This is a genomic window from Dongshaea marina (genome assembly GCF_003072645.1).
In the GTDB taxonomy this organism is placed as follows: domain Bacteria; phylum Pseudomonadota; class Gammaproteobacteria; order Enterobacterales; family Aeromonadaceae; genus Dongshaea; species Dongshaea marina.
Genome location: NZ_CP028897.1, coordinates 4,910,100 through 4,934,959, shown reverse-complemented (window position 1 = coordinate 4,934,959; position 24,860 = coordinate 4,910,100). Strand labels below are relative to the sequence as shown.

The following is a 24,860-nucleotide window of genomic DNA, read 5'->3' as shown; positions in this document are numbered from 1 at the left end:
AAGCCCGCTATCACTGCGGGCTTGTTTGTTTTAAGTTGAGCGTTACTGCTGCTTGTCTTGCTTATGTGACTTATCCTGGGCCTGAGTGATTAGGGTAAAGCTGGTTTCAGACTTGCTATCGGTCAGTGACTCCATCTCCCACGGGCGGGCATAGATAAAATCAATGTGGCTCATCTGAGAGGCTTTAAAGGCATCATCGTCTATTTTAAAAGTAAATGTGGTGATACCCGGAGCACCAACAAGATCTTTTGAGCCAGCTTGGAAAGCTTGTCCCTTTATCTCCAGCAGGTTGTGATCATAGCTTTTGATGATCCACACATAACCTGTGCTTGGGTTGCTCTTGAGATTAATGGAGAACTGTTTCTGCCCCGGAGTGACTAGGATCGGTTTTGCCGGATCACTGATGGCTGGCTGAGTAGGTGCAGCCTGCGCCCCAAGAGCGAACAAAGAGCATAGGGGCAGTAGCATCACAGAGAAAAATTTGATCAGGCGTGAGGAATTCGGGTTCATCGTCGCTCCTTAATTGTATACTGAGTTGTTAATAGTATCTCAGCTCCTGGGGATAGACCATAGCAAGAGGCAGGGAGGGCTGAAGTGTGGTGAGCAAAAAGTTTGTCCGAAGAGGGCACATCCATGAATAGGTTCAGTGGCAAAACAGTCGGCTTTTCTCTGTTTAAGACAGTCGTCCTGATCCTCTTTACTCTACTGCTAAGTTTCACTGTCCAGGCACAGATCCGCCACCTGATTTTTTTTGGGGATAGCCTGAGTGATTCAGGAAATAACTTCTGGGTGAAGTCGGGTGGCCCTCACCAGGGGGCACCGATCACCAACCGAAGCGCAACCGGAGAGCGGCGCATTTGGACCGAGTATTTTACCCGTATTTTTGAAGACTCCAGGCAAGGGGGGCAGGCCAGATCGTTGCAGGTGAGCTCCAAAGCTATTCACCCGGGTATTCACCTTAACTATGCCTGGGCCAGTGCCGAAACCGGTCGACATTACCTGAGTGATAACAGTGGCAAGCCCTACTTTCCATCTCGGGATAATGAATGCCGGCAGCCGGGACTCTTTGCTGATTCCCGGGGAGAGGTGCAGCCTTGTGTACCCAGTGTGGGGCTTCAGGTTCAGCAGTTCATTCAGCAGCATGGAAAGGATCCCGAATACATCAAATCCAGCCTGGTCGTAATGCTCGCCGGAGGTAACGATATTCTCAACAACCTCGGGAAATTGCTGTCTGAAAATCGCCTGAAAATTCTTTTGACCCAGGGCCTGTCACACCCGATTGATAATACATTGTTAAATATCAAAGTCCTGCATCGCGCCGGAGTGCCCTACTCCAATATGTTGGTGCTTGGTCTGCCGGACTTCTCGCTGATCCCCGCCATCCATAAGCTGGTGAATAACAATGCCTCGGCCCTGTCGATGCTGAGCCAGATTTCAAGTGCCTATAACCGTTGGCTGCAGTTTCGTTTATGGTGGGAGACACTCTTTAGTGATCAGGCGATCACCTTCTATAATCCAACGTCATTTTTAAATGACTTGGCGGTCAATGGGAGCTATGAAACCATAGATGGGGCGTCTCTGGAGTTTTCTCAGGGTCTTATCCCCTGCCATCAGAAACCTGAAGAGCCCGAGCGACCCGGGTGTGATCAGCATATTTTTTATAATCTCAAGCACCCGAGTAGCCAGGCCCATAGAGCCTTTGCTGATGATCTATGGCGCCACCTGCTAAGGCAAAAGCCGCTGGCAGCTAAACTATCAAGCTGAAGCTAATGACATAGAGCTGCTGGGTTCCGGGATAGATTTCCCGGATCACAGCCTTTAGCTCATCCAGGCTCATATTTTCCTGCTCGGCGTGCTGCTGATTTAACTCACTGAACTGTATCGGCTTGACCCGGTTTACTTCTAGGCGGCAGAACCAGCGCTCCTCTCCATGAGTTAAAACATCCAGCAGCTCCCCTCCCGGTAATTTGCTTCCGCTTGATCGCGGATGGTGATGGTCTTCTTACCGGTCAGTATGTCTTTCTCAAAGCGTTGATAGAAGGTGATAGTACGATAAGGTTGGCTCATTTTTTAAAGGCGTTTCGCGAAGTTGAGCCGCTCATTGTAAATGAGCCATGGGCGAGGGGAAACCGTATCGGGTGCATTGAGATGCCCGGAGAATGCTTGATTGTTATCCTTGTAACTGAAAATGTGCGTTGCGTATCGCCGGGGATCACATTCTTAACAATCAGTTTTCGCCAAGGTGTTCTCTTTCGAACATAATTGGCGGGCTCAAGATCTCAATCGAACATCATGCGTTGCTGTTCGAGCGATAATAACAACCTTAAGTGTTCATTACTTAACCTTGTGTTTTCACATGAAGGAAGCAATATGTTTGGAGTTTTTAAACCTGCGCCGCACAGGGAGAGTCTGCCAGAGGATCGAATTGGATCCGAGTATAAGCGTTTGCGCTGGCAGGTTTTTTTGGGAATTTTTATTGGTTATGCCGGCTATTACCTGGTTCGGAAAAACTTTTCACTGGCGATCCCGTTTCTGATCGAAGAGAAAGGTTTTAGTCGGGGTGAGCTTGGAATTGCGCTCTCAGCTGTTTCTATCGCTTATGGCTTGAGTAAATTTTTCATGGGAAATGTGTCGGATCGAAGTAATCCGCGCTTTTTCCTGTCGGCAGGCTTGCTCGCCTCAGCCGCGGTGATGCTGATCTTTGGCTTCTTCCCCTGGGCTACCAGTGGAGTAGCCATCATGTTTATTCTGCTGTTTATCAATGGCTGGCTCCAGGGGATGGGCTGGCCCGCCTGTGGCAGAACCATGGTGCACTGGTATTCGGGAAATGAACGTGGCCGTATCGTCTCAACCTGGAATGTCGCGCACAATGTGGGTGGTGGTCTGATCGGGCCTTTGTTTATCCTAGGGATGGGCTGGTTCAACGACTGGAACAGTGCCTTCTATGTCCCGGCTGCCTGCGCCGCCGCGGTGGCGGTATTGGTCTTCTTCATGATGCGCGATACGCCACAATCCTGTGGTTTGCCAGCCATTGAAGAGTTTCGAAATGATTACCCCGCCGACTATAGCGATGAGCATGAAAAGGAGTTCTCTGCCAAGGAGATCTTCTTCAAGTATGTATTGAATAATAAGTTGCTCTGGTACATCGCTATTGCCAATGCCTTCGTCTATTTCATCCGTTATGGGGTACTGGACTGGGCTCCCACCTATCTCTCTGAGGCTAAGCACTTCTCGGTTGATAAAAGCTCCTGGGCCTACTTCCTCTACGAGTGGGCCGGGATCCCCGGAACCCTGCTGTGTGGTTGGATCAGTGACCGCTGGTTCAAGGGGCGCCGCGCTCCGGCAGGGATCCTGTTCATGGTATTGGTGCTGATTGCTCTGCTGGTTTACTGGCTCAACCCTCCGGGACACTCGGCGATCGACATGATGGCTCTGGTGGCAATCGGCTTTTTGATCTACGGTCCTGTGATGCTGATCGGCTTGCACTCCCTGGAGTTGGTACCTAAGAAGGCGGCGGGAACCGCGGCCGGGTTAACCGGACTGTTCGGTTATCTCGGAGGAGCCGTAGTGGCCAATATAGTTCTGGGCTATACGGTGGATTTCTTCGGCTGGCACGGTGGCTTCATGCTGCTGGTGGGGGCTGTGTGATAGCAATTCTCCTGATTGCCCTGACGGCGCGACATGAGTCGAGCCATCACAATAGCAGGGAGCAGGATGAACAGGCCGTGGAAGAGGCGAAGCCACAACAGGCTTAATCGGGTTTCTCTGTAATAAAAGAGGGAGTGGCTCAATAGCCCTCCCTCTTATTTGTAGAGCCTATTTATCAGATAGGATTATTTTATACATCTCTTCAATGCCTGATTCCGGATGAAGTATCTGGGAGCAGTCGGCTTTGATTCCCTGGGGGCTGTGCCGCTAAAACCACACTCATAGGAAGATGTCAGTTCATGCTTGATCACTTTAAAAAAGAGATAATAATTTTGCTGATCGATAGACACTGACATCATAGCGCCATAATCCTGCCCCGTTGAAGCCTTAATGCTTCCCATGATGCCGAAGTTATTCCCATGATAAATAGTTTGAGGGAGTTCGCGCTCTGTAGTTTTACTATCAAATTTAACTTCTCCCCGGGCATCAGGCAAAGAGGTCAGGGTTTGCTCTATGATGGCATGGGATGAGTCATTCTGTAGATTAAAGCTCGCACTTTTTGGGATGACAGGAAAAGAACCGGGTTGTGTTACTCCGGCAAAAGCACCAGTGCTAAAGAGGGCAGTCAAAGCGATAAAGGATATAAACTTCTTCATAATATAAAAACCATCTACAAGATACATTTGGCTCTTGGTATTTACAGGGCCATAGAGATATTGATCAAATAAACCGGAGCCAGAGCCTTCTTATTTGATATTTGGCGAGCACTATACAGTTATAATTTTTTATGGATAGTCAATCGATCTATGACAGGGTGAACTTTAATAAAAGCTTTGTTTTTTTATTTTAATTGCCTGGTTTAGCCAGGATTTCGATTAATACAGTGAGATAAATAATTATGATATTCCTTATTTTTTAATGATTTCAGTAAACTAGAGGTTTTTTAGAGTTTGCCTTCCCGGGTGGGGAGTTTCCGGTAAACCGGCTGTTAGCTATGTTGGGGAAGTGTTGTCAGGTTTTCAGTTTCGCTTCCAGATTGTTCTTTTTGTCCCTGTTTTGATAAGGTCTGCTGACAGACTAAATACCTATCCGATTGAGCCTTTATAGCTGAGTGATGTGCGAACAGGCTATAATACCGCATGTTCTGTTACCATTTGGCGCCCGTTTGTAAGGCGCTTTAGCTGGTTACGTTCACTATGAGCTCAAGTGTTGATAACGGACGAAAATCCATGATTGCTAGTTTTGATGTTGATGCGCAAAAGGGCTTCACTCTTTTGTGTCCCAAAGAACTACCTGTTCCAGGAGGAACAGAGATCGTTGATGCCCTTAACGAGCAGGCGAGCCTTGCTCATTACCGGGTCGCCAGTAAAGATGCGCACCCGGCAAACGCCCTGTGGCAGGTCAATGATGTGAAGGATATGCTTAGGCCGTTAGACTACCCCCACACAGATCTAACCTGGCCCAGTCATTGTGTGGCTGGAAGCTATGGCTTTGAACTGCTGGATGGTTTGCCACACCCCAGTGATTATGATTTTTTTGTATGGAAAGGGGTAGAGCCGGATATGCACCCCTACGGAGCCTGTTACCATGATCTGGCAGAGCAACGCTCAACCGGGATGATTGAGTTTTTGCGTCAACACGGGATCTTGCAGGTGATTGTTGGGGGGCTGGCTACAGATTACTGTGTGAAGGTGACGGCCTTGCAGTTAGCCGATGCCGGGTTTGAAGTGATCGTCAACCTGTCTGCTTGTCGCGGCATCGCCCCTGAAACTACAGAGCAGGCAAAGCAACAGATGCACGAAAAAGGCATCCATCTGGCTGAAGATCTCTGTCAGGTGAAACGTTACCTCGGACTTGCTGTCGAGCCAGAGAGAGCGGTATGAACTCAACTCCCATCATTCAAAGCCTTCTGGACACAGATGCCTATAAGCTCTATATGCATCAGGCGGTCTGGCACCACTATCCTGAGGTTGAAGTGACGGCAGAGTTTCATTGTCGTGATGAAGAGCCTCTCTTAGAGTATAAAGACGAGCTGATTGAGCAATTAAAGTTGTTCGAGTCTCTGCGCTTGTCGACCCATGAGCTTGAGTATCTGAGATCATTGGCTGTCTTTAGTGAGGATTATCTTGAGCATCTATCCCGGCTCTCTTTCGACTCCCGATTAGTGGAGGTGGCAGAGGAGCAGGGGAAGCTTGCGATCCGCATCCAGGGACCATGGCATCAGGTTATCTTATGGGAGACTCCGCTGCTGGCTGTGTTATGTGAGATCCGTAACCGCCATCTCTATCCTGAATTAGGAGTTGAGCAGGCGCTGCAGCAGCTGGAAAACAAGATTCGGGCGGTAAAGGCAAGCTATTCACAGCAGCAGCTGGCTGAATTTGATCTGATTGAGTTTGGAACCCGCCGACGCTTTTCTCTTGAGGTACAGCGCGCCATCAATCGATACCTGCTCGCCGAGCTTCCCCATAGTTATCGTGGAACCAGTAACCTGCAACAAGCGATGGAGCTTGAGGTCGCCGGAGTTGGCACACAGGCTCATGAATGGTTCCAGGCCCATCAGCAACTGTGTTCCAGGCTGGAAGATAGCCAGCGCAGAGCCCTTGAGGTATGGCTCGAGGAGTATCCGGCCAAGCTTGGAATTGCTTTGACCGATTGCATCAGTATGGATGCATTTCTGGCGGACTTCGATCTCTGTTTAGCCAAGCGTTACCAAGGGCTACGGCACGATTCCGGAGACCCGGTGATCTGGGGCGAAAAAGCGATAGCTCACTATCAGGAGCTGGGTATCGATCCCATGAGTAAGCTACTGGTGTTCTCCGATAGCCTGACCCTGGACCGGGCCATTGAGCTGTCTCGTTATTTTCATGGCCGAATCAATACCAGTTTTGGCATTGGAACCCAGCTCAGTTGCGATCTGCCATCGGTAAAGCCGATGAATATAGTGCTGAAGCTGACCGAGTGTAATGGGGGGCCGGTGGCAAAAATTTCAGATAGTCCGGGTAAGAGTATCTGTAGAGATGAGCTGTTTATTCAGCGCCTGAAACAGGCATTCAAGCTCACTAAATAGATGGAAGAGTGATTCAGCAGTCTGGAAAGCGGTTTAAAAACGGATCATCACAGCACCTGTTTTTTTAGCTGAATTGTGATGATCCGTTTTCTTTGTGGGCGTAAAGCCAAATGGTTAGTTGTTAGAGATAAAGTCCCATTTGGTTATCTTTGTTTCAACCATCATCACAGAGTCCTGACCAAACTCTCGATCATACTCTTTTGCAATCGCTTCAATTTTATTTAGGTCTGAACCATCAGTTACAATGGTGACCACTTTAGAACGCTCAGGTTTTCCAAGGTAATAGCCCACGGTATCACTCACGTTAAACCCTTCGAATACAGTTGCAATTTGCTCCTGTTGGAAAGTGTTCCACTCATCAAGAGAGACAGCGCCACCTGCAGGCTTCGACAGGCCGAAATAAAGTTGCACATTATAATGATCAACACTGGCAAGTGATGAAAAACTGACAAGTAAGCCTGCAAAAAGAGCGATAAGCTTTAGTCTCATTGGTGTCTCCATGATAAAGATAAGCGAGAAGAAATATTCTGATTTCAGACCCAGTATTTAAAATATAACCTGGGAAATGAGTGGCGCATTATACAGGCCAGAATCAATTAATGAATTTTTATTTAGGTAGGTCTAATTTGGGAGTTGAATGAGTTGTTACTTTGCTGCTATCCGCAGATACTCGGGATAGCAGCAGTTTGACCTATAGCGAAATCAGTCACGACGTTTAGAGGGAGGGAGCTCACTCTTCCAGGCGCTCATCAGAGTATCTTTCATCTGCCATAGCTGGACCGAGCCAAAAACGATCACCAACCAATAGTGTTTCGCCTTGAGCTCTAGGGAGCGGGGCTTACTCATCGACAGATAAAGAGCCAGCAGCAGGTGCATCATCAGGATCACCAGGGTAAATCCATACAGCAGGATCTTCATCTTGAGCGGCAGGGGGTGAAAAAAGCTGTAGCCAACCCCGACCCAGAACAGAAGGATGACGAACTTTATCAGGAGGATTGCGGGCTTCATGAGTTCACTCTCCTTTGGTAAAGCTGGTAGCTAACCTGACCTGCGGTTTTATCCTTGAGTAGCTCCCAGCTCTGAGGAAGCCTCGGAGCGCAAAGCTCCTGCTCTCGCTCGATATAGATGAGGGCACCTTCAGCCAGCCAGTGATTCTGCTCCAGCAGCTCACAGCACTCACTCAACAGATCTTTTCGAAATGGCGGGTCGATAAAGACGATACCAAACGGTTGACCCGGGTTTTTCAGGTACTGCAGGCTATCGGTCTGCTCCACTTTGCCGTTGTCGGCCGAAAGCTGTTGTAGGTTTTGCTGCAGGATATTGGCTATTTTAGCCTCCTTCTCCAGAAAAACTGTCTCATCTGCTCCTCTGGAGAGTGCTTCAAACCCCAGACTGCCACTGCCTGCGAAGAGATCCAGGCAGCGACTATCAACGATATGGGGTGCAAGCCAGTTAAACAGTGTCTCTTTGACTCTGTCGGTCGTGGGCCTTAGCCCCTCTGAATTAGCGACCGGGAGCTTACGACCCCGCCAGCGACCCGCGATGATCCGGATCTGCCCTGCTGGGCGTTGTGATGATTTTTGCTGGGGATGCCCCCGCTTGCTTCTGCTTGCCATGCTGATTTTTAGTCTGACCAGAAAGTGATAGTATATGGCGGTTTTAAACTCGAATCCTGGTGATTATGCCGCCAACAAAAACAGGGCGGCTATTCTATCAGTCACCGCATCAGCAGAGTACGTTTAGATGGCAAAAAAAGGTTTTTTTTCCTGGTTTGGTCGCGATAAGAAAAAGAAACAGCAATCCGATGAGCCGGTTGATCATTCATCCCAATCCGAAATCTTGCCTGAAGAGGCAGAGCAGAGCTCTGATAGCGTCGAGGAGGCAAGGTTAGCCGCCGAGGCTCAAGCTGCCGAAGAAGCACGTCTCGCCGCCGAGGCCAAGGCCGCGGAAGAGGCGCGACTCGCTGCCGAGGTTCAGGCCGCCGAAGAGGCACGCCTCGCCGCCGAAGCGCAAGCGGCGGAAGAGGCACGTCTCGCCGCCGAGGCTAAGGCTGCGGAAGAGGCACGCCTGGCCGCCGAGGCTAAGGCCGCGGAAGAGGCGCGGCTCGCCGCCGAGGCTAAGGCCGCCGAAGAGGCTCGTCTTGCTGCCGAGGCTAAGGCTGCAGAAGAGGCACGGCTGGCCGCCGAGGCTAAAGCCGCGGAAGAGGCACGCCTTGCCGCCGAGGCTAAGGCTGCGGAAGAGGCTCGTCTTGCTGCCGAGGCTCAGGCCGCGGAAGAGGCACGCCTCGCCGCCGAGGCTAAAGCTGCCGAAGAGGCACGCCTGGCCGCTGAGGCTAAGGCTGCGGAAGAGGCACGCTTCGCCGCCGAGGCCAAGGCCGCCGAAGAAGCGCGACTCGCCGCCGAGGCCCAGGCCGCCGAAGAAGCGCGACTCGCCGCCGAGGCCCAGGCCGCCGAAGAGGCACGCCTAGCCGCCGAGGCTAAGGCCGCGGAAGAGGCGCGTCTCGCCGCCGAGGCTAAGGCTGCGGAAGAGGCACGCTTCGCCGCCGAGGCCAAGGCCGCCGAAGAAGCGCGACTCGCCGCCGAGGCTAAAGCTGCCGAAGAGGCACGCCTGGCCGCCGAGGCTAAGGCCGCGGAAGAGGCGCGTCTCGCCGCCGAGGCTAAGGCTGCAGAAGAGGCTCAGGCTGCCGAAGAGGAGCGTTTAGCTGCCGAGGCTAAAGCCGCGGAAGAGGCACGGCTCGCCGCCGAGGCTAAGGCCGCGGAACAAGCACGTCTCGCCGCCGAGGCTAAGGCCGCGGAAGAAGCACGTCTCGCCGCCGAGGCTCAGGCCGCGGAAGAGGCACGTCTTGCCGCCGAGGCTAAAGCTGCCGAAGAGGCACGTCTCGCCGCCGAGGCCAAAGCTGCAGAGGAAGCACGTCTCGCCGCCGAGGCTAAGGCCGCGGAAGAGGCACGTCTCGCCGCCGAGGCTAAGGCCGCGGAAGAGGCACGCCTCGCCGCCGAGGCTAAGGCCGCGGAAGAGGCACGTTTGGCCGCCGAGCAAGAGAAGGGGTCTCAGGAAAAGCCAAAACGTAAGGGCCTTTTTGCTCGCCTAAAACAGGGGTTGACCCGCACCCGTAGCAACATAGGCTCCGGTTTCTTTGGCCTGTTCCGTGGTAAGAAGATCGATGATGAGCTGTTTGAAGAGCTGGAAACTCAGCTGCTGATGGCGGATGTGGGGGTTGAGACCACCATGTCATTGATTGATAACCTGACCGACCATGCATCTCGTCGCCAGCTCAAGGATGGTGAGGCACTCTATGAGCTGATGAAAGAGGAGATGAGTGGGATGCTCGAGAAAGTTGAGCAACCCCTTGAGGTTGAGATCGAGGATGGTCCCTATGTGATCCTGATGGTGGGAGTCAATGGCGTGGGTAAGACCACTACCATAGGCAAGATGGCCAAGCAGTTCCAGGAGCAGGGTAAATCTGTGATGCTGGCCGCCGGAGATACATTCCGCGCCGCGGCGGTTGAGCAGCTCCAGGTTTGGGGTGAAAGAAACGAGATCCCTGTTGTGGCTCAACACACAGGAGCAGATAGTGCATCGGTTATCTTTGATGCTATCCAGGCTGCTAAATCCAGAGGGGTTGATGTCCTGATCGCCGATACTGCGGGGCGTCTGCAAAACAAAGATCACTTGATGGAAGAGCTGAAGAAGGTTGTTCGGGTGATGAAAAAGCTCGATGACAAGGCGCCTCATGAGGTGATGCTGACCCTGGATGCCGGAACCGGTCAGAATGCGATTAGCCAGGCCAAGCTATTTAATGAGGCCGTAGGTCTTACCGGGATCACCCTGACCAAACTGGATGGCACAGCCAAAGGTGGGGTGATCTTTGGGATCGCGGATCAATTTAATATCCCGCTCCGCTACATTGGGGTGGGGGAGCGTATCGATGATCTTCGGACCTTCAACGCCAATGACTTTATCGAGGCTTTGTTTAGCCAGGACGAATCTGAATCATAAAGGGAAGTTATGCTCCGTTTTGAGCAGGTAAGCAAGGTATATTCAGGAGGCCACCAGGCGTTACGCCAGGTGAGCTTCCATCTGCAAGCCGGGGAGATGGCCTTTCTGACTGGTCATTCCGGAGCTGGCAAAAGCACTCTTTTGAAACTCATCTGCATGATGGAGCGGCCCACCGGAGGTAAGCTTTACTTTGATAGTAAGGATGTAACCCGCCTCGGACGCCGCCACGTTCCCGCCCTGCGCCGCAAGATGGGGATTATCTTTCAGGATGGCCGACTGTTGATGGACAGAAGCGTGTTTGCCAATGTTGCATTGCCGCTTCTCATCGAGGGCTATAGTGAGTCTCAGGCTGAAAAGCGTGCCCTTGCTGCCCTTGATAAGGTGGGACTTTCGGGCAAAGAGAGCTATCTGCCGATCATGCTCTCTGGTGGGGAGCAGCAGCGGGTTGGAATCGCGCGGGCCATAGTCAATCGTCCACCCTTGTTGCTGGCAGATGAGCCGACCGGAAACCTGGATCCTGAGTTATCTATGGATATTTTGCGGCTCTTTGAGTCTCTGAGCGATCATGGGACGGCGATCCTGATCGCAACCCATGATCTTGGGCTGATCAGCAGGTTAAGGCATCGCACCCTGGCTCTGCATGATGGTGTGCTCGATGATGGTCAGCCGATAGGAGGAGAGTCATGAAAGCTAAAAAGAGTTCAGGATTTTTTCAGCGCTTCAGATCTCAACTCTCCCAGGGGCTGGCTGAGCTATGGCAAACGCCGGTGACCTCATTGATGACCATAGCTGTGCTGGGAGTCAGCCTTTGCCTACCCGCTTGCTTTCATCTGATAGTAAAAAATGCGACCTCAGTGGCACAGCAGTGGCAAACGCCGACTCAGATCACCCTGTTTTTGCAAAAAGATCTGACGGATCAGCAAACGGACTCTTTTGTTAGCGAGGTTAAACAGCTGCCCGGTGTCGAGCGGGTTGAATTTATCTCTAAACAGCAGGCGCTCAGCGACTTTCGTCAACAATCCGGGCTAGGTAAGGCCCTGAGTTATCTGGATGATAACCCGTTGCCGGCTGTGCTATTGGTGTTCCCGGATGCTCAACATCGCTCCGCCACTGCAGCGGACAAACTAAGAGATCGCCTGGTTGCCAATACTCAGCAGGTGGATGAGGGGCGCCTCGATGTTCAGTGGTTGCAAAGGCTGCATGGGATCCTGAGTGTCATTGAGCGGATCATCTTGATCGTGGAGCTGCTGTTGCTGCTCACCCTAATCCTGATCGTTGCCAACACCATGCGTTTGAATATTCTCTCGCACCGTGAAGAGATTGAGGTGTTAAAGCTGGTTGGTGCCAGTGATCGCTTCATTATGAGTCCCTTTTTGTTTAAGGGCTTTTGGTACGGAACCATAGGCGGGCTATTGGCCTGGATCCTGACCAATATCGCCACAGTGATTCTTGCGGACAGGGTTCAGGATCTCGCCAGCCTCTACCAAAGTCAGTTTCACCTGCTGGGGCTCAGTCTGCGTGAGAGCCTATGGCTGATCGGCTCCGGAATCATCCTCAGCCTGGTAGCCTCCTTTTTCACTGTGCGACGGCATATCCGCGATATCGAGCCGCGCTAACCTGCCTCCCGTTGCTCCCTGCCTGGCCTGGGCTAGGTGCATTATTTGAGGTTGATTTTGCGATCAACCTCAAACTTTCCGGCTGAACCCTGGCCTCTTTGAATAATCCAAAAGCTTTCGATTCTGTTGCGGTTTAGTATTGGAAACCGCAACAAAGCCTGGATATGGATGTTTAAGGAGTGAGTCGGTGACAGAGAAGCAGAAGATGATTGAGGGCCTTATCTATCAGCCCTGGGATCAGGCATTAATTCATGAGAGGCAACGAGCAAAGGCTCTGTGTTTTAAGCTCAACCAAACCTGCCCGACTGACAGGGAAGCAAGACAAGAGATAGTCGATGAGTTGCTCGGCTCTTCGCAGGATGGCTGGATAGAGTCCCCTTTTAACTGTGATTACGGTTATAACATCAAAGCAGGTAAGGGGTTTTATGCCAACCATGGTTGCACCATTTTAGACTGTGCACCGGTCACCATTGGGGATAACTGCTTACTGGCTCCCGGAGTAGTGATCGCGACAGCCGCTCATCCACTTGATCCTGTATCAAGAGCAGCCGGTGATGAGTTCGCTCAGCCGATCCAGATTGGAGATAATGTTTGGTTGGGGGCTAATGCCACCGTCTGTCCGGGAGTGACGATTGGGGATAATGTGGTGGTTGGGGCTGGCAGTGTAGTTTCACGGGATCTGCCCGCGAACACCGTCTGTGTTGGAGTTCCGGCAAAACCGATTAGGACGCTGGAGGCTCAACCAGAAGAGCATCCAGAGGCTCTGTTCCCGAAGGCCTCCTGAGCTTAGGGGGAATAAAGAAAAATAGCCCGGGAGCTACCCATGGGCTATTGAATGTATTTTTGAGCCTGCCCTGGTTAATCCTGCCAGCTCTGGTGCTGCTGAGTGATTTTCTCATGCAAGCTGTGGATCTCGGAGAGCTCATGTTCACTTAAACCAAGCTGATTGGAGTGAGCATGATTCTGAGAGAGGATACTGTGTAGCTGATGGAGCTCCTCAAGTTGCTGCTTGGTGAGCTTTGGAGGCTGCATCTCTTCGGCATCCTCTTTGAGTCGGGGGGAGAATAACTCAAGCCAGGTTTCGATTTGCGTTTTGCTAAGGCCCATAGATCCAAGGATCGCTTGCCATTTTTTCTCACTGATCATCTTCTGAGGTTCCTCTTGTTGTTGAGTTAGCAGTTCTATCAGTGAGGCGCGCTGCTGAGATAGAGAAGCTATCTCAAGGGTTAGCTTCTCTATCTGGCTTTGCAGGAGACATAGATCAAGTGGCAGCTCCTGTTTAATCAAGGGAGCTATGCTTTCTAGGCTGAAGCCAAGAGCTCGCAGAGCCCTGATCCGTTCAAGCTTTTGCTGCTGGAGAGAGTCATACCATCTGTAGCCATTGGGTCGCCGGGCGGGGGTTAATAACCCTTGATCTTCATAGTAGAGCAGGGTAGCCCGGCTGATTTCATGCTGCTGACATAAGGTTTTGATCGATGCCATTAAGGTGCTCCTCGACTGATTCTCCCCAGAATAAAGGTGTCAGTTATAGACAGCTCAAGAGGGGGAATAGGATTTTTTAGGACAATTTCTGCTCCCCCAGCCTGCAGGGTCCTGAATATGAGCTCTGCCACCATCCATAAGCAGATCACTGGTCGTCATAAAGGCGGATTCATCACTGGCGAGAAACACTGCGGAGGCGGTAACCTCTTGTGGGGTGCATTGACGTCCTAGTGGAGATCGCTCGGCTGCCTGTTCCGCCTGTGCCCTATAGTCTACCTTTTCCCAAATCGGGGTATCTGTCAGGCCTGGTGAGATGGAGTTGACCCGAATTTTTTTGTGGGCCAGGCCGCAGGCAAAACTCTTTGTCAGGGAGCTTAGCGCTGCCTTCGATGCGTTATAGGCGGTCTGGTTCCAGCTGGCGAGCTGCGCCGCAACCGAAGAGATGGTTATGACCGAAGCGCTCTCATTGAGTAGAGGAAGAGATTGCTGCATGGTAAAAAATGCTCCCTTCACATTCAGCTCAAACATTGAGTCGAACTCTTTCTCTGTGATATCGCATGCAGACTTGAGTTGATAGACTCCTGCATTGACCACCAGTGTGTCCAGTCTGCCAAACTGCTGACGGATCTGCTGGAATGCATCGCGGATATCCTGAACTGAACTCAGATCGGCGACCACCTCCAGGGCTTTTCCGTTAAAGTATTCGCGATTGATCCGGGTTAACTTGTCGCGATCACGACCATTGATTGCCACATCGGCTCCCTCTTCGGCAAAGCGTATGGCTATCGCTAACCCAATGCCAGAGGTTGCGCCGGTAATAAACGCTTTTTTCCCTACCAGTCTCATAGTTAATCCTGTTGAGTTTTAGCTTGTTTTTCTGTTTTTATACCAGCCTTCAGGCTGATTGCTAGTCATATAATTGGGGACAAAGCCTATAAGTATTGGAACATTCTGTCTGGTGACTCCCGGATCATCGGGTGTGGTATGGCTTCATATGGCAATCCATGGTGGGCGGTGAATAACTGCATAAATATTCTTTGATTAATTCTGAATATCCGCTGTATGCAAGCTCAATTTAATTATCAGCCCGGGTGCTACTTTGCCTCTCTATTCAATAAGCTCAGAATTACAGAGATTGAGGGTGGAGATTGATCGGCGTATAAGAAAACAACCCAAAATATAAAATCCGATCGATCACCGGAGTAAGCATTCCATGGAATATGGACGATTTAAGGGTGAACTGATCCCATATAATACCGGGATTCACCTCCTCAAAGATACTGAGCATCGATTTCTCGCTTGCAATAACAATTTTATTAAGGCCTCAGGGTTCAATCGATTAGAAGATGTTATTGGTCGTCGCGATGATGAGATGCCGTGGGCTGAGCTCTCTGAGCTATATATCAGGCATGAGAAAGACATTCTCAACGGGCAGAGCTACCGGGTTTTTGAATTATTCAAAAATGCCGATGGAGATCAAGTCTTTATGCTAACCCATAAAGAGGTTGTGCGTAATAAGCTCTCAGAGATTATCGGGACTTATACCAGCTCCCAGAAGGTTGATGAAAATAGCCTGCAATTAGAGTTCATTCGGCGGCTGCATGATAAATTTGGATTCAATAGTATCTCTATTGGCCGGCAAGTCGGAGATTTTACTGACTCGGAATTAACGACGCTGTTTTTGGTTTTTTGTGGCTATAACAACCGTGATGTTGCTAATCTACTGGATGTTTCAGTCGATGCGGTAAAGAAGCGGATCAACCGCCTCAACAAGCGTACCGGGTGCTCCAGGCGTAGTGAACTGGTCGAGTATGTATTATCTCATGGCATGGCTGATAATATGCCACTTGAAGTGTTTTACCGCTTTTAGCATCCTTGATGAAGTATAGTGCTGTGCCTTTTTCTATCGCTGCGTTTTATCTAACTTGTTCATAGCGTTTTTGTTTTGGCTCAGTCTTTGGCTCCCTGCCATTCTACTTTTTCCGGCAGATCTTAGAAAATATAGGATCTGCCAGAAAGTCCCCTGATAAACCCGCGCCTTCCAATGATATCACCAGCAAGACTTTGAGTGTTTGCTTGTTCATGCGTCATTCTCGTATGGGTCTCTCCTGTGCTGCTTTATGGTTCGTTGCGACAATACCTGACGCCTTAATTATCAAAAAAATGACACGATTTTCATGAATCTCTTGTTCATTTACTGGCTAACATCCAAAGAGGACTGGCCGGCGAGTCGGTTTCGTGGGGGGTATTTATGCACTTGTTATGCACAATAACCTAAAAAAAATTCATTTTTTCCTGCCAGGATTCTGGTGTCTACCCTTTTCAATTTGTAAAGTTTCGATGCCTTAAGGTAACAGAATAAAACTCTTCTATGATTTTTTTATATGATTATTGGAACACCTTAACCTATTGATTATATGAGGTTTTAATGGGGGTGGATACCCTGTGTTACCCGGGGTAAACCCAGGCTCAGACTCGCTGAATATACGGATTTGTGACGACTTGGTAATGATAATGTTGGGTATGCGACAAAAAACCACTGTTCATCCATGGAGGTTGCGGGTAAAGTGAATTGTGGCTCTGGAGACTTAGCGTATTGAATGGTTAGCCAAAGGTAATCAAGCGGAGGGGTAATGAAAGCATTAGATCAACTGGACCTGGATATATTGGCACACCTGTTTCAGGATGCAGGCATCACCAATAAAGACCTTGCTGCTAAAGTCGGCGTTGCTCCCTCAACCTGTTTGGAGCGAGTCCGTCGCTTACAAAATGATAATGTGTTGAAAGGCGCTTATTCCGATGTGGACTACAAGGCACTCGGCGGGCATTTTCAGGCGATGGTTGCGATCAGCTTAAAGCAGCATAATCGCGATATCGTCGACAACTTTACCGATGCGGTTGTGGGACTTCCAGAGGTGATCAACCTCTACCAGATCGGTGGACAGAGAGATATCCTGGTGCATATCTGTGTGTCTGACACCGATCACCTGCGTAATTTTGTTTTTGATCAGTTTAGTACCCGTGATGAGGTTGCAGATATCGAAACCTCCCTGGTATTTGAGCATCTGCACAGTCGGACCCTTCCCTGTTTTGTCAGTCGGGAAAAGTAGACCTTGATGACGTTTCAGGCTTGGTTAGCAAGGTGAAACGTCATCTCCCGGGGTTTAGATAAACGAGAAAGCATCTCCATAAAGGCGCTCAGAGCCGATTCCAAGCTGAGCCATTTTTTCTCTGAGTGCCTTTGCCATCTCAAAACGACCCGCAACATAGATATCGTATTGGTCGAGTTGTAGCTCATCAGCAAATAGCTTATCCAGCACGGTTCCTCTTGCCCCATCCCATTCACAGGCCTGGTTATCAATGACAGGGATAAACTTAAAGCCCGTAAGTTGCTGATAGCGCTCAATAGCTGGCATATCGTAGAGCTTTTCCGGAGTATGAACGCCCCAGTAGAGCAGGATCTCCTGCTCATGGCCATTGGCTAACAGCTGCTCTGCAATGGCCCGGCAGTAGGCAAATCCGGTTCCTCCTGCCACCAGAATGATCGGGCTCTCAGAGCTGGATTGAAGGTGAGCCGTTCCCAGTCCGGCCTCAATTACCACCTCTTTTTGCTGCTGCATCTTCTCTATAACCTGCGAGGCGTAGCTATTCCCTTCGGGAGCACCTATCTGCAGTTCCAGAGTACCAGCCAGGCCCGGAGCATTGGCGATAGAAAAGGGTCGCTTATCCTTATCACCCATGACCACCTGAAGGTATTGGCCCGCCCTGAATTCGACGGGCTCTGCGGGAGTCAGACAAACATGCCAGGTGCTCTCATCATAGGGCTCCAGCACTGTTACTTTGCATTGGTACTGCTGCATATGGTTTCTCCAGGAGGCAGATATCTGGCATCTGCCGGTTAAATTAACAGGGGATCATTCGGGTTTGATGCATGTTCAACGCTCGGGATGACCTGTCGTCACTTGCTGAGTGACGCTAGTTATCAAAAATATTCAGCTCATCCCACAGGGCATCCACACGCTGCTTAACCTCCTCATCCATGACGATACTGGTACCCCACTCCCGATTGGTCTCTCCCGGCCACTTGTTGGTGGCATCCAGCCCCATCTTAGAGCCCAGCCCTGAGATGGGGGAGGCAAAATCAAGATAATCGATCGGAGTATTCTCGATCAGGGTGGTATCCCGAGCCGGATCCATGCGGGTGGTGATCGCCCAGATCACATCGTTCCAGTCCCTGGCATTCACATCATCATCACAGACGATGACAAACTTGGTGTACATAAATTGACGTAAGAACGACCAGACTCCCATCATGACGCGTTTAGCATGACCCGGGTAGCTCTTTTTCATAGTCACAACCGCCATCCGGTAGGAACATCCTTCCGGAGGGAGGTAAAAATCGGTGATCTCCGGGAACTGCTTTTGCAGGATCGGAATAAATACCTCGTTGAGGGCAACTCCTAAGATTGCGGGTTCATCCGGTGGCCTTCCCGTATAGGTGGAGTGATAGATGGGATCTTTGCGCATCGTCATGTGGGTGACGGTAAACACCGGAAAGGTCTCGACTTCATTGTAATAGCCGGTGTGATCCCCATAGGGGCCTTCTGCAGCCTCCTCTGTCGGATCAATATAGCCCTCCAGAATCACCTCGGCCCGGGCCGGGACATCCAGATCGCAGGAGAGGCAGCTGGTGACCTCGGTTCTTCCTCCCCGGAGCAAACCGGCAAAGGCGTATTCAGACAGGGTATCGGGGACAGGAGTCACGGCCCCCAGGATGGTTGCGGGATCGGCCCCCAGAGCCACAGCGACCGGGAAGCGCTCGCCCGGATGGTTTTCACACCACTCTCTGAAGTCCAGAGCGCCACCCCGGTGGGATAGCCAGCGCATGATCAGCTTATTTTTCCCCAGCAGCTGCTGACGATAGATTCCAAGGTTCTGCCGCTTGCGATAGGGTCCCTTGGTGATCGTCAATCCCCAGGTGACCAGGGGAGCGACATCCCCCGGCCAGCAGGTTTGGATCGGTAACCGGGTCAGATCGACCTCATCACCGGTTAAGATCAGCTCCTGGCAAGGGGCATGTTTGACCCGCTTGAGAGGCATATTCAGGATCTGTTTGAAAATAGGCCACTTGGCAAACAGCTCCTTGAGGCCTTTGGGGGGCTCCGGCTCTTTAAGGTAGGAGAGCCACTGACCGACCTCTCTTAGTCCGGCCAGATCTTCGCGCCCCATCGCCATCGCGACTCGTTCCGGAGTGCCAAACAGATTACCCAACAGTGGAATGGTTGATCCCTTGGGATTTTCAAAAAGCAGGGCCGGCCCCTTTGACTTGAGGGTTCTGTCGCAAATCTCAGTGATCTCAAGATTGGGATCGACTGGCTGGGTGATGCGTTTTAACTGGCCAAGCTCTTCCAGTTGCCTGAGGAAGTCTCGCAGATCCTGATATGCCATCTGTATTTCGTCACTTGTTTGGTGTTGGCCCATTATAGCGCTGGATGAAACCTGCAAGCCAAATTCTATGGTCATTTTCCTGAGTAATTTACTCAACTTTTTGCAACTTGTCGCGATGAATCACAAAAACTCTGGGCAAAGGGCTTTATAGCGGGATCAACTGTCCCCATATAGGAGTCCTTGCGTACTCGTATCGAATCAAAAGTTGTTATTTTAAGGAAGTTACTATGTGTGAAGTACTGACAACGGCTCAGCGGGAGCAGATCAGAGAACAGATCGTCACTCAGATCCAGGATATTGAAGAGCGTCTCAGTGCCCATAGTCAGGATGCGGTGTCCACGGATACCAATGAGCTGTTTGATGAGGTGGATCGTGCCAGTGTTGAGGAGACCCGTCGTCTGGAGCTCAATCGTATTCAGCATGATAAGGGTCACCTGGTGGAGCTAAAGCTGGCACTGCGTCGTGTAGAGAGTGACGATTTCGGTTATTGTGATTCTTGTGGCGAGGAGATCTCTTTCAAGCGGTTGCGTGCCCGCCCGGATTCGGTGCTGTGCATCGACTGCCAGAGTGCCCATGAGATTGCCCAGATGCACATGATGCCCAAAGCGGGGTAATTCACCTCAGAGAAGGACACTAAGATGTTTAAACGCCTGTCTGTTTTATTGGTTGCGATAGCGTTCGCCTGGAGCCCGGTGAGTTTGGCAAATAAGGCCGAGCGGATCGGCTCAGTGGATACGGCGTTTAAACTGTTTGGTCCCAATCAGAAGATAGTGATTGAGGTTTTTGACGATCCGGATATCTCCGGGATCAGCTGCTACCTGTCAAGACCGGTGACCGGTGGGGTCAAAGGAGCTCTTGGCATCGCCGAAGACAGGGCTCATGCCTCAATTGCCTGTAAGCAGCTTGGAAAAATTCACTATCAAAAGCCCCTTGAACAGGGGGAGAAAGTATTTAGCGTGCGCACCTCCCTGGTGTTTAAGCATCAGAAAGTTGTGCGGTTTTTTGACAAAAAACGTCACGCCCTGGTGTACCTGACCTATAGCACCAAGCTGGTGGATGGCTCCTACAAGAGTGCCCTGAGTGTGGTGCCGATCCGTCCCTGGTCGGGAGATGCAGATGAATAGTGGTTTTGATCTGATCGGTGATGTCCATGGTCGTTATGAACAGCTGTGCCTGTTGCTGCACAAGTTGGGATACCGGCAGAGTAACGGATGCTTTCGCCACCCTGAGCGGCAGCTTATCTTTGCCGGTGATCTGATTGATCAGGGCAAGGCACAGCGTAAAACCATTGAGCTGGTGCGCGCCATGGTTGATCAGGGAGCGGCTCAACTGGTCCTGGGAAATCATGAATACAATGCCATCTGTTACGCAACCGAGGACCCAAACCGCCATGGTCACTTCCTGCGTCCGCATAACGATAAGAACAATCGCCAGCACAGTGCATTCCTGAGTGAGTATGCGGCAGACCCTAAAGCATACCGGGAAATTATCGACTGGCTGCTGCGAAGACCTCTGTTTATCGATAATGGAAAACTAAGGGTGATCCATGCCTGCTGGCATCCTGCAAGCCTGGCTCTTGTTCGGCCCCTGCTGTCCAACGGCTATCATCTCAATCAGGCATTTTTGCTGGCTTCTGCCCACCGGGGGAGTGCCGAGTGGCAGGCGATCGAATCTCTGCTGAAGGGGCCGGAGCTGATGCTCCCAGAGGGCTGCTTCTTTCAGGACAAGTACAGTAACCCGCGACGGGATATCAGAGTCCGCTGGTGGATGAACAATCATCCGAGCTATCGCGACGTGGCTTTGGTTCCAAGCGGTCAGCAACTTCAGATCCCCAATACCCCAATCAAAGCCTCACTATGCGGTTATGATGACACAAGGCCCCTGTTTATCGGTCACTACTGGTTAAGCGGGCCCCCAAGACTGATGACCCCCTATATTGCCTGCCTTGATTACAGCGCCGATAACCAGCTGGTTTGCTACCGCTGGCAGGGGGAATCACGGCTCAAGCCTGAGCATTTTGTCTCACTCTGAGATCGCTTTTTTGTTAGAATGCCCCCAATTTAATCACTGTGAAATGGTCAGCTTGTAACCGAAGCGATTACACTAAGAACTATATGAGCGATACTTTGTAAGGTCTGCTAAATGGATGTCCTGCAAGTTTTTCAGAAAATCAAAGAGCTACCCGTCATTCCTAAGCTGATGCATGAGTTAATGGACAGCTTTAATGACGAGAATAGTGATATCGGAAAAATTGCTGAAAAAATCGCTATGGATCAGGTGATCAGTGCCAAAGTACTTCGTATGGCCAACTCGGCAGCCTATCGCCGTGGCAAAGAGGTTGCTTCAGTCGAGCAGGCGGTGATCCGGATCGGATTTGCCCGCTTACGCTCCCTGGTTGTCGCTGCGAGCCTGTCGGGTGGCTTTAAGATAAGCTCAGATTTTAATATTCAGAAATTCTGGACAGATACTTTTCAGGTCGCAACCATAGCCCGGACTCTGGCCGCTCAGAGCAGTGCTGTGCAGATTGAGCCGGAAACCGCTTTTACCTGCGCCCTGCTGCATGATATCGGAGAGCTGTTGATTCAATCTGCTCTCCCCGAAGAGGCGGGTCTGATCTCTATCAGCATGGAGCAGGGGGCCAGCAGAGTTGAGGCCCAAAGAGAGCTGCTTGGATTTGACTACAGCCAGGTCGGAGCCGAACTGGCGCGGCAATGGAGCCTGTCTCAAACCTTCATTGACGCGATTGCGAAGCAGTTGAATCCACTCCAGCACGAAGAGGTGAGCTCAGAGGCTGTCTTAATCCGGCTCTCTGTATTTGTCTCTTTTGCCTGGGATGCCGGCGTTCCGGCTGAGCTTATCGTGAAACGCTTTCCTAAACCACTGGCCGAACACCTGGGTGTCGATCCTGAAACATTGGCACCACAGTTAGAAGAGCTGCATCAGCAGGGCAATGCACTTGCCGAGATGCTGACAAGCTAGAAGGTACATCCATAACATGACAACACCTCCATACCTGTTCCATCCTCGGGTCAGCCCCTGGTTGGCGGTTGATGATCAACAGCTAAAGCTGACACTGGTTTGTGATTCATCCAGGAGCTACTCCTCGGTGAGCCTGGTTTTATCTCCGGATCATGAGCAGCAATTATTGCCCATGAGCCAGCAGGAGCAGCGTCAGCAGTTGACGATCTGGAGCCTTGCTTTGCCACTGGCACTCTTCCATGACAGCCACATTAACTATGCCTTCAAGCTGGTTGAGGGAGAGCAGCAATGGTGGCTACACGGCAGTGGCGTATCTAACACTCCTCCTTCCTGCGATCAGCTGTTTCGCTATAATAGCCGCAGCACTCCTCCCTCCTGGGTGCAGGATCAGATTTTCTACCAGATTTTCCCGGATCGCTTTCACAACAGCCAGGCCCGTGATGCCATGGGCTATGAACCCTATGGTCATCGGCTTGGATCTCATCGACCGACTTTTCGCGAGTGGGGTGAGCTGCCTTCGGATGATCATGGTGGTAAGGCCTCGGCCGAGCTTTTTGGGGGGATCTGGCAGGGATTGAAAAGAAGCTATCCTACCTGCAGTCTTTAGGGGTGAGCGCACTCTATATCAACCCGATCTTCTGCTCTCCGAGCAATCACAAGTACGATACGGTTGACTATTACCAGGTAGACCCCTTGTTGGGGGGGAATGCTCAGCTGGAGTCATTGAGTAAGAGTATCCATGGCCGTGGGATGAAGCTTATTCTGGATGCCGTAGTCAACCATACTTCGGATGAGCACCCCTGGTTTAACCATTTTGGTGAGGAGGGAGCGTTTGGCAATCCGGACTCCCCCTACCGGGATTTTTACAGCTTCGATAGCAATAATAACTATGTTGCCTGGAAGGGGATGCAGCATCTCCCTAAGCTGAACTATGCCAATGAGGAGTTGTGTGATGTCATCTACCGTGGCGACAAGGCGGTGCTGCGTCACTGGCTACGTCCACCATTCTCTATTGATGGCTGGCGACTGGATGTGATCCACATGCTGGGGGAGAAGGGCTCCGCCGAGAATAATGCCCATCATGTCAAAGAGATCCGCCAAAGCGTCAAGCAGGAGAAGCCAGATGCTTACCTGCTTGGGGAGCACTTCTTTGAGGCTACTCCCTGGCTCCAGGGAGAGCAGGAGGATGGGGCGATGAATTACTTCGGCTTTGCCCACCCACTGCGTGCTTTTTTTACCGGTAAAGATCTCAATGGTGATCCGATTGAGCTGGATGCGGGCAAGCTTTCGACCTGGCTGCTGGAGGCAAGAAATCGCATCCCCTTTGCCAATCAGCTGGCCCAGTTTAACCTGTTGGATAGCCATGATACGGCCCGTTTCTTCACCCTGCTGGGAGAAGATCTGGCACTGATGAAGGCCGCGGTGAGTATGCTGTTCACCTATATTGGTGTGCCTTGTATCTATTATGGGGATGAAGTTGGGATGACGGGAGGGGAAGATCCCGATTGTCGCCGCTGCTTCCCCTGGGCCAGCTCTGACTGGAATCACCTGTTGCATGAGCATTACCGTAGAATGAGCCGGCTACGTCGAATTCATCCGGCTTTGCGGCGAGGCGACCTCCTGACCCTGTATGCCGGGCATCATAGCTATGTGTATGCCAGGGTGTTGGAGAGCGATCAGGTGATCACGGCGATTAATCGACACGCAACCAAGGCCAGGACTATGATTCTGCCGCTGTGGCACTGCCTCAGGCCCTTCGATCGCTTTACGGATGTTGAGAGTGGCGAAAAGTTTGAGGTGGTCAATGGAGAACTACAGCTCACCATCCCGGCTCGCTCCTCTCTGGTGCTGGTTGCCAGCTAGAGCGTTTCTCCCAAAAGGGGAGTTGACTCTCGGCATACCGGCATCAATAAAAAACCACCTCCGATTGGAGGTGGTTTTTTTATGTTTGAGGGTTAACTCAGAGTTTATTCCATGTTCATGTCGGATAGTTTGCAGCGGTATACATCTGATATCACCGATACTGGCTGGGCATCTTTTGTCTTGAGGATCTTAGTGATGTGGTAGCGATTACCACCCAGCATATAGCTCTCATTAGCCAGTTTCACTTCCATGTTCTTAGGGTTATCATCGCGCACCACACTGCTGCCTACGATTTTACAGTGCTGATCGGCGCGAAAACGCACGGGCTGGACACTTTCTGCTCCCGGAATATATTGGATAAGCGCATTGCCGGTTTGAGTACCTGAGCTAGTGTCTGAATCTGTTGTATTGCCACTATCGGTCGAAGCAACCGGGCACTGGTAAAGTTCGGCGACAAGGCCTGTCGGTAGTGAGCCCTGGGTAGAGAGAATGCTGGTGACCCGATAGCGGTTGCCACCTCTTTGGTAAGTGTCATTTCTGAGCTTACGATAGACATTAGCTGGCTGCTCTTTTTGGATGGTATCTGTCCCAACCCACTTACATTGGCCGGAAGCGATCTCGGTTGGAGTCATAGGGATAACATCTAAAGAGCCGGGAATTACTGCAATCTTATGGGACGCGCAGCCGGAAAGGGTGGCGGCAATGATCCCACCTAATATGAGATAACTAATTTTCTTCATTGGGAAACCTAAATTCGTTGA

Annotated in this window: 27 protein-coding genes and 1 pseudogene; 16 read left to right on the top strand and 12 right to left on the bottom strand. The window is 51.0% G+C overall.

Translation table 11 applies throughout. From position 1 onward, the window contains the following. Positions 1-42: 42 nt before the first annotated feature. Entirely contained in the window at positions 43-510 is a 468-nt protein-coding gene (locus DB847_RS23165) for a protease inhibitor I42 family protein (protein WP_108652786.1), read from the bottom strand. Positions 511-633: 123 nt separating this feature from the next. Here DB847_RS23165 and DB847_RS23160 point away from each other — a divergent pair, with 123 nt between their 5' ends. Next, the gene (locus tag DB847_RS23160; protein WP_108652785.1) at positions 634-1,764 is read left to right on the top strand and encodes an SGNH/GDSL hydrolase family protein; all 1,131 of its coding nucleotides are present in this window, start codon (positions 634-636) and stop codon (positions 1,762-1,764) included. Here the strand turns inward: DB847_RS23160 and DB847_RS26805 are convergent. Beyond that, positions 1,748-1,948 carry an ASCH domain-containing protein gene (locus tag DB847_RS26805; protein ID WP_407644473.1) on the bottom strand — a complete coding sequence of 67 codons (201 nt, stop codon included), beginning with the start codon at positions 1,946-1,948 and terminating at the stop codon, positions 1,748-1,750. The two genes, DB847_RS23160 and DB847_RS26805, sit on opposite strands and share 17 nt — an antisense overlap. Continuing rightward, a complete protein-coding gene (locus tag DB847_RS26800) occupies positions 1,936-2,067 on the bottom strand; it encodes an ASCH domain-containing protein (RefSeq protein ID WP_407644430.1) in 132 nt (43 codons plus the stop codon). Before DB847_RS26800 ends, DB847_RS26805 begins: the two co-directional genes overlap by 13 nt. Positions 2,068-2,370: 303 nt before the next feature. Between DB847_RS26800 and glpT the strand changes: the two are divergent. Beyond that, positions 2,371-3,755: pseudogene (gene glpT / locus DB847_RS23150) on the top strand (glycerol-3-phosphate transporter). A 78-nt stretch (positions 3,756-3,833) separates the two neighbouring features. Here the strand turns inward: glpT and DB847_RS23145 are convergent. Continuing rightward, on the bottom strand, positions 3,834-4,331 hold the full coding sequence (locus tag DB847_RS23145) for a hypothetical protein (RefSeq protein ID WP_108652784.1): 498 nt from the start codon (positions 4,329-4,331) through the stop codon (positions 3,834-3,836). 546 nt (positions 4,332-4,877) lie between these two features. On the opposite strand from DB847_RS23145, the gene DB847_RS23140 reads away from it, so the two are divergent. Both DB847_RS23140 and pncB read left to right on the top strand, forming a co-directional pair. Beyond that, on the top strand, positions 4,878-5,531 hold the full coding sequence (locus tag DB847_RS23140) for a nicotinamidase (RefSeq protein WP_108653078.1): 654 nt from the start codon (positions 4,878-4,880) through the stop codon (positions 5,529-5,531). Next, complete coding sequence (gene pncB, locus DB847_RS23135; RefSeq protein ID WP_108652783.1) at positions 5,528-6,715, top strand: nicotinate phosphoribosyltransferase; 1,188 nt, start codon at positions 5,528-5,530, stop codon at positions 6,713-6,715. Before DB847_RS23140 ends, pncB begins: the two co-directional genes overlap by 4 nt. A 114-nt stretch (positions 6,716-6,829) precedes the next feature. Here the strand turns inward: pncB and DB847_RS23130 are convergent, their stop codons facing one another. The 3 genes from DB847_RS23130 to rsmD form a co-directional block, all read right to left on the bottom strand. Beyond that, positions 6,830-7,204: a DUF3574 domain-containing protein gene (locus tag DB847_RS23130; protein ID WP_159084816.1), complete on the bottom strand. Its 375-nt coding sequence runs from the start codon at positions 7,202-7,204 to the stop codon at positions 6,830-6,832. Between the two features lie 213 nt (positions 7,205-7,417). Beyond that, positions 7,418-7,723: a DUF1145 domain-containing protein gene (locus DB847_RS23125; RefSeq protein ID WP_108652781.1), complete on the bottom strand. Its 306-nt coding sequence runs from the start codon at positions 7,721-7,723 to the stop codon at positions 7,418-7,420. Beyond that, positions 7,720-8,352, bottom strand: coding sequence for a 16S rRNA (guanine(966)-N(2))-methyltransferase RsmD (gene rsmD, locus DB847_RS23120; protein WP_407644472.1), 633 nt, complete (start codon positions 8,350-8,352; stop codon positions 7,720-7,722). Before rsmD ends, DB847_RS23125 begins: the two co-directional genes overlap by 4 nt. Positions 8,353-8,458: 106 nt before the next feature. On the opposite strand from rsmD, the gene ftsY reads away from it, so the two are divergent. From ftsY to DB847_RS23100, 4 genes are all read left to right on the top strand, one after another. After that, positions 8,459-10,711: a signal recognition particle-docking protein FtsY gene (gene ftsY, locus DB847_RS23115; protein ID WP_108652779.1), complete on the top strand. Its 2,253-nt coding sequence runs from the start codon at positions 8,459-8,461 to the stop codon at positions 10,709-10,711. Between the two features lie 9 nt (positions 10,712-10,720). Continuing rightward, positions 10,721-11,398 (top strand): cell division ATP-binding protein FtsE, encoded by a 678-nt coding sequence (gene ftsE, locus DB847_RS23110; protein ID WP_108652778.1) that lies wholly within the window; start codon positions 10,721-10,723, stop codon positions 11,396-11,398. Further along, the gene (gene ftsX / locus DB847_RS23105) at positions 11,395-12,327 is read left to right on the top strand and encodes a permease-like cell division protein FtsX (protein ID WP_108652777.1); all 933 of its coding nucleotides are present in this window, start codon (positions 11,395-11,397) and stop codon (positions 12,325-12,327) included. The genes ftsE and ftsX overlap by 4 nt, the downstream gene beginning before the upstream one ends. A gap of 187 nt (positions 12,328-12,514) precedes the next feature. After that, a complete protein-coding gene (locus DB847_RS23100) occupies positions 12,515-13,111 on the top strand; it encodes a sugar O-acetyltransferase (protein ID WP_267897732.1) in 597 nt (198 codons plus the stop codon). A gap of 74 nt (positions 13,112-13,185) precedes the next feature. On the opposite strand, the gene DB847_RS23095 is transcribed toward DB847_RS23100, so the two are convergent. Together DB847_RS23095 and DB847_RS23090 are read right to left on the bottom strand one after the other, a co-directional pair. Next, positions 13,186-13,809, bottom strand: coding sequence for a MerR family transcriptional regulator (locus tag DB847_RS23095; RefSeq protein ID WP_108652776.1), 624 nt, complete (start codon positions 13,807-13,809; stop codon positions 13,186-13,188). Positions 13,810-13,863: 54 nt separating this feature from the next. Then, positions 13,864-14,655 (bottom strand): SDR family NAD(P)-dependent oxidoreductase, encoded by a 792-nt coding sequence (locus DB847_RS23090; protein ID WP_108652775.1) that lies wholly within the window; start codon positions 14,653-14,655, stop codon positions 13,864-13,866. A gap of 367 nt (positions 14,656-15,022) precedes the next feature. On the opposite strand from DB847_RS23090, the gene DB847_RS23085 reads away from it, so the two are divergent. Together DB847_RS23085 and DB847_RS23080 are read left to right on the top strand one after the other, a co-directional pair. Continuing rightward, positions 15,023-15,679, top strand: coding sequence for a hypothetical protein (locus tag DB847_RS23085; RefSeq protein ID WP_108652774.1), 657 nt, complete (start codon positions 15,023-15,025; stop codon positions 15,677-15,679). Between the two features lie 763 nt (positions 15,680-16,442). Continuing rightward, a complete protein-coding gene (locus tag DB847_RS23080; protein WP_108652773.1) occupies positions 16,443-16,919 on the top strand; it encodes an Lrp/AsnC family transcriptional regulator in 477 nt (158 codons plus the stop codon). A gap of 54 nt (positions 16,920-16,973) precedes the next feature. Here the strand turns inward: DB847_RS23080 and fre are convergent, their stop codons facing one another. Continuing rightward, on the bottom strand, positions 16,974-17,669 hold the full coding sequence (fre, locus tag DB847_RS23075; RefSeq protein ID WP_108652772.1) for an NAD(P)H-flavin reductase: 696 nt from the start codon (positions 17,667-17,669) through the stop codon (positions 16,974-16,976). A 115-nt stretch (positions 17,670-17,784) separates the two neighbouring features. Beyond that, positions 17,785-19,257: a 4-hydroxy-3-polyprenylbenzoate decarboxylase gene (gene ubiD, locus DB847_RS23070; protein ID WP_108653076.1), complete on the bottom strand. Its 1,473-nt coding sequence runs from the start codon at positions 19,255-19,257 to the stop codon at positions 17,785-17,787. A gap of 227 nt (positions 19,258-19,484) precedes the next feature. Between ubiD and DB847_RS23065 the strand changes: the two genes are divergently transcribed. The 6 genes from DB847_RS23065 (at position 19,485) to malZ (ending at position 24,099) form a co-directional block, all read left to right on the top strand. Next, positions 19,485-19,871, top strand: a complete 387-nt coding sequence (locus DB847_RS23065; protein ID WP_108652771.1) for a TraR/DksA family transcriptional regulator — start codon at positions 19,485-19,487, stop codon at positions 19,869-19,871. Between the two features lie 24 nt (positions 19,872-19,895). Continuing rightward, positions 19,896-20,381 carry a CreA family protein gene (locus tag DB847_RS23060; protein WP_108652770.1) on the top strand — a complete coding sequence of 162 codons (486 nt, stop codon included), beginning with the start codon at positions 19,896-19,898 and terminating at the stop codon, positions 20,379-20,381. After that, entirely contained in the window at positions 20,374-21,288 is a 915-nt protein-coding gene (locus tag DB847_RS23055) for a metallophosphoesterase (protein WP_159084815.1), read from the top strand. The genes DB847_RS23060 and DB847_RS23055 overlap by 8 nt, the downstream gene beginning before the upstream one ends. Before the next feature lie 111 nt (positions 21,289-21,399). Then, positions 21,400-22,236, top strand: a complete 837-nt coding sequence (locus tag DB847_RS23050) for an HDOD domain-containing protein (protein WP_108652768.1) — start codon at positions 21,400-21,402, stop codon at positions 22,234-22,236. A 16-nt stretch (positions 22,237-22,252) separates the two neighbouring features. Continuing rightward, entirely contained in the window at positions 22,253-22,843 is a 591-nt protein-coding gene (locus DB847_RS24620) for a hypothetical protein (RefSeq protein ID WP_159084814.1), read from the top strand. Between the two features lie 2 nt (positions 22,844-22,845). Beyond that, the gene (gene malZ / locus DB847_RS23045) at positions 22,846-24,099 is read left to right on the top strand and encodes a maltodextrin glucosidase (RefSeq protein WP_234418464.1); all 1,254 of its coding nucleotides are present in this window, start codon (positions 22,846-22,848) and stop codon (positions 24,097-24,099) included. A gap of 104 nt (positions 24,100-24,203) precedes the next feature. On the opposite strand, the gene DB847_RS23040 is transcribed toward malZ, so the two are convergent. Next, the gene (locus tag DB847_RS23040) at positions 24,204-24,839 is read right to left on the bottom strand and encodes a hypothetical protein (protein WP_108652767.1); all 636 of its coding nucleotides are present in this window, start codon (positions 24,837-24,839) and stop codon (positions 24,204-24,206) included. Between the last annotated feature and the right edge of the window lie 21 nt (positions 24,840-24,860).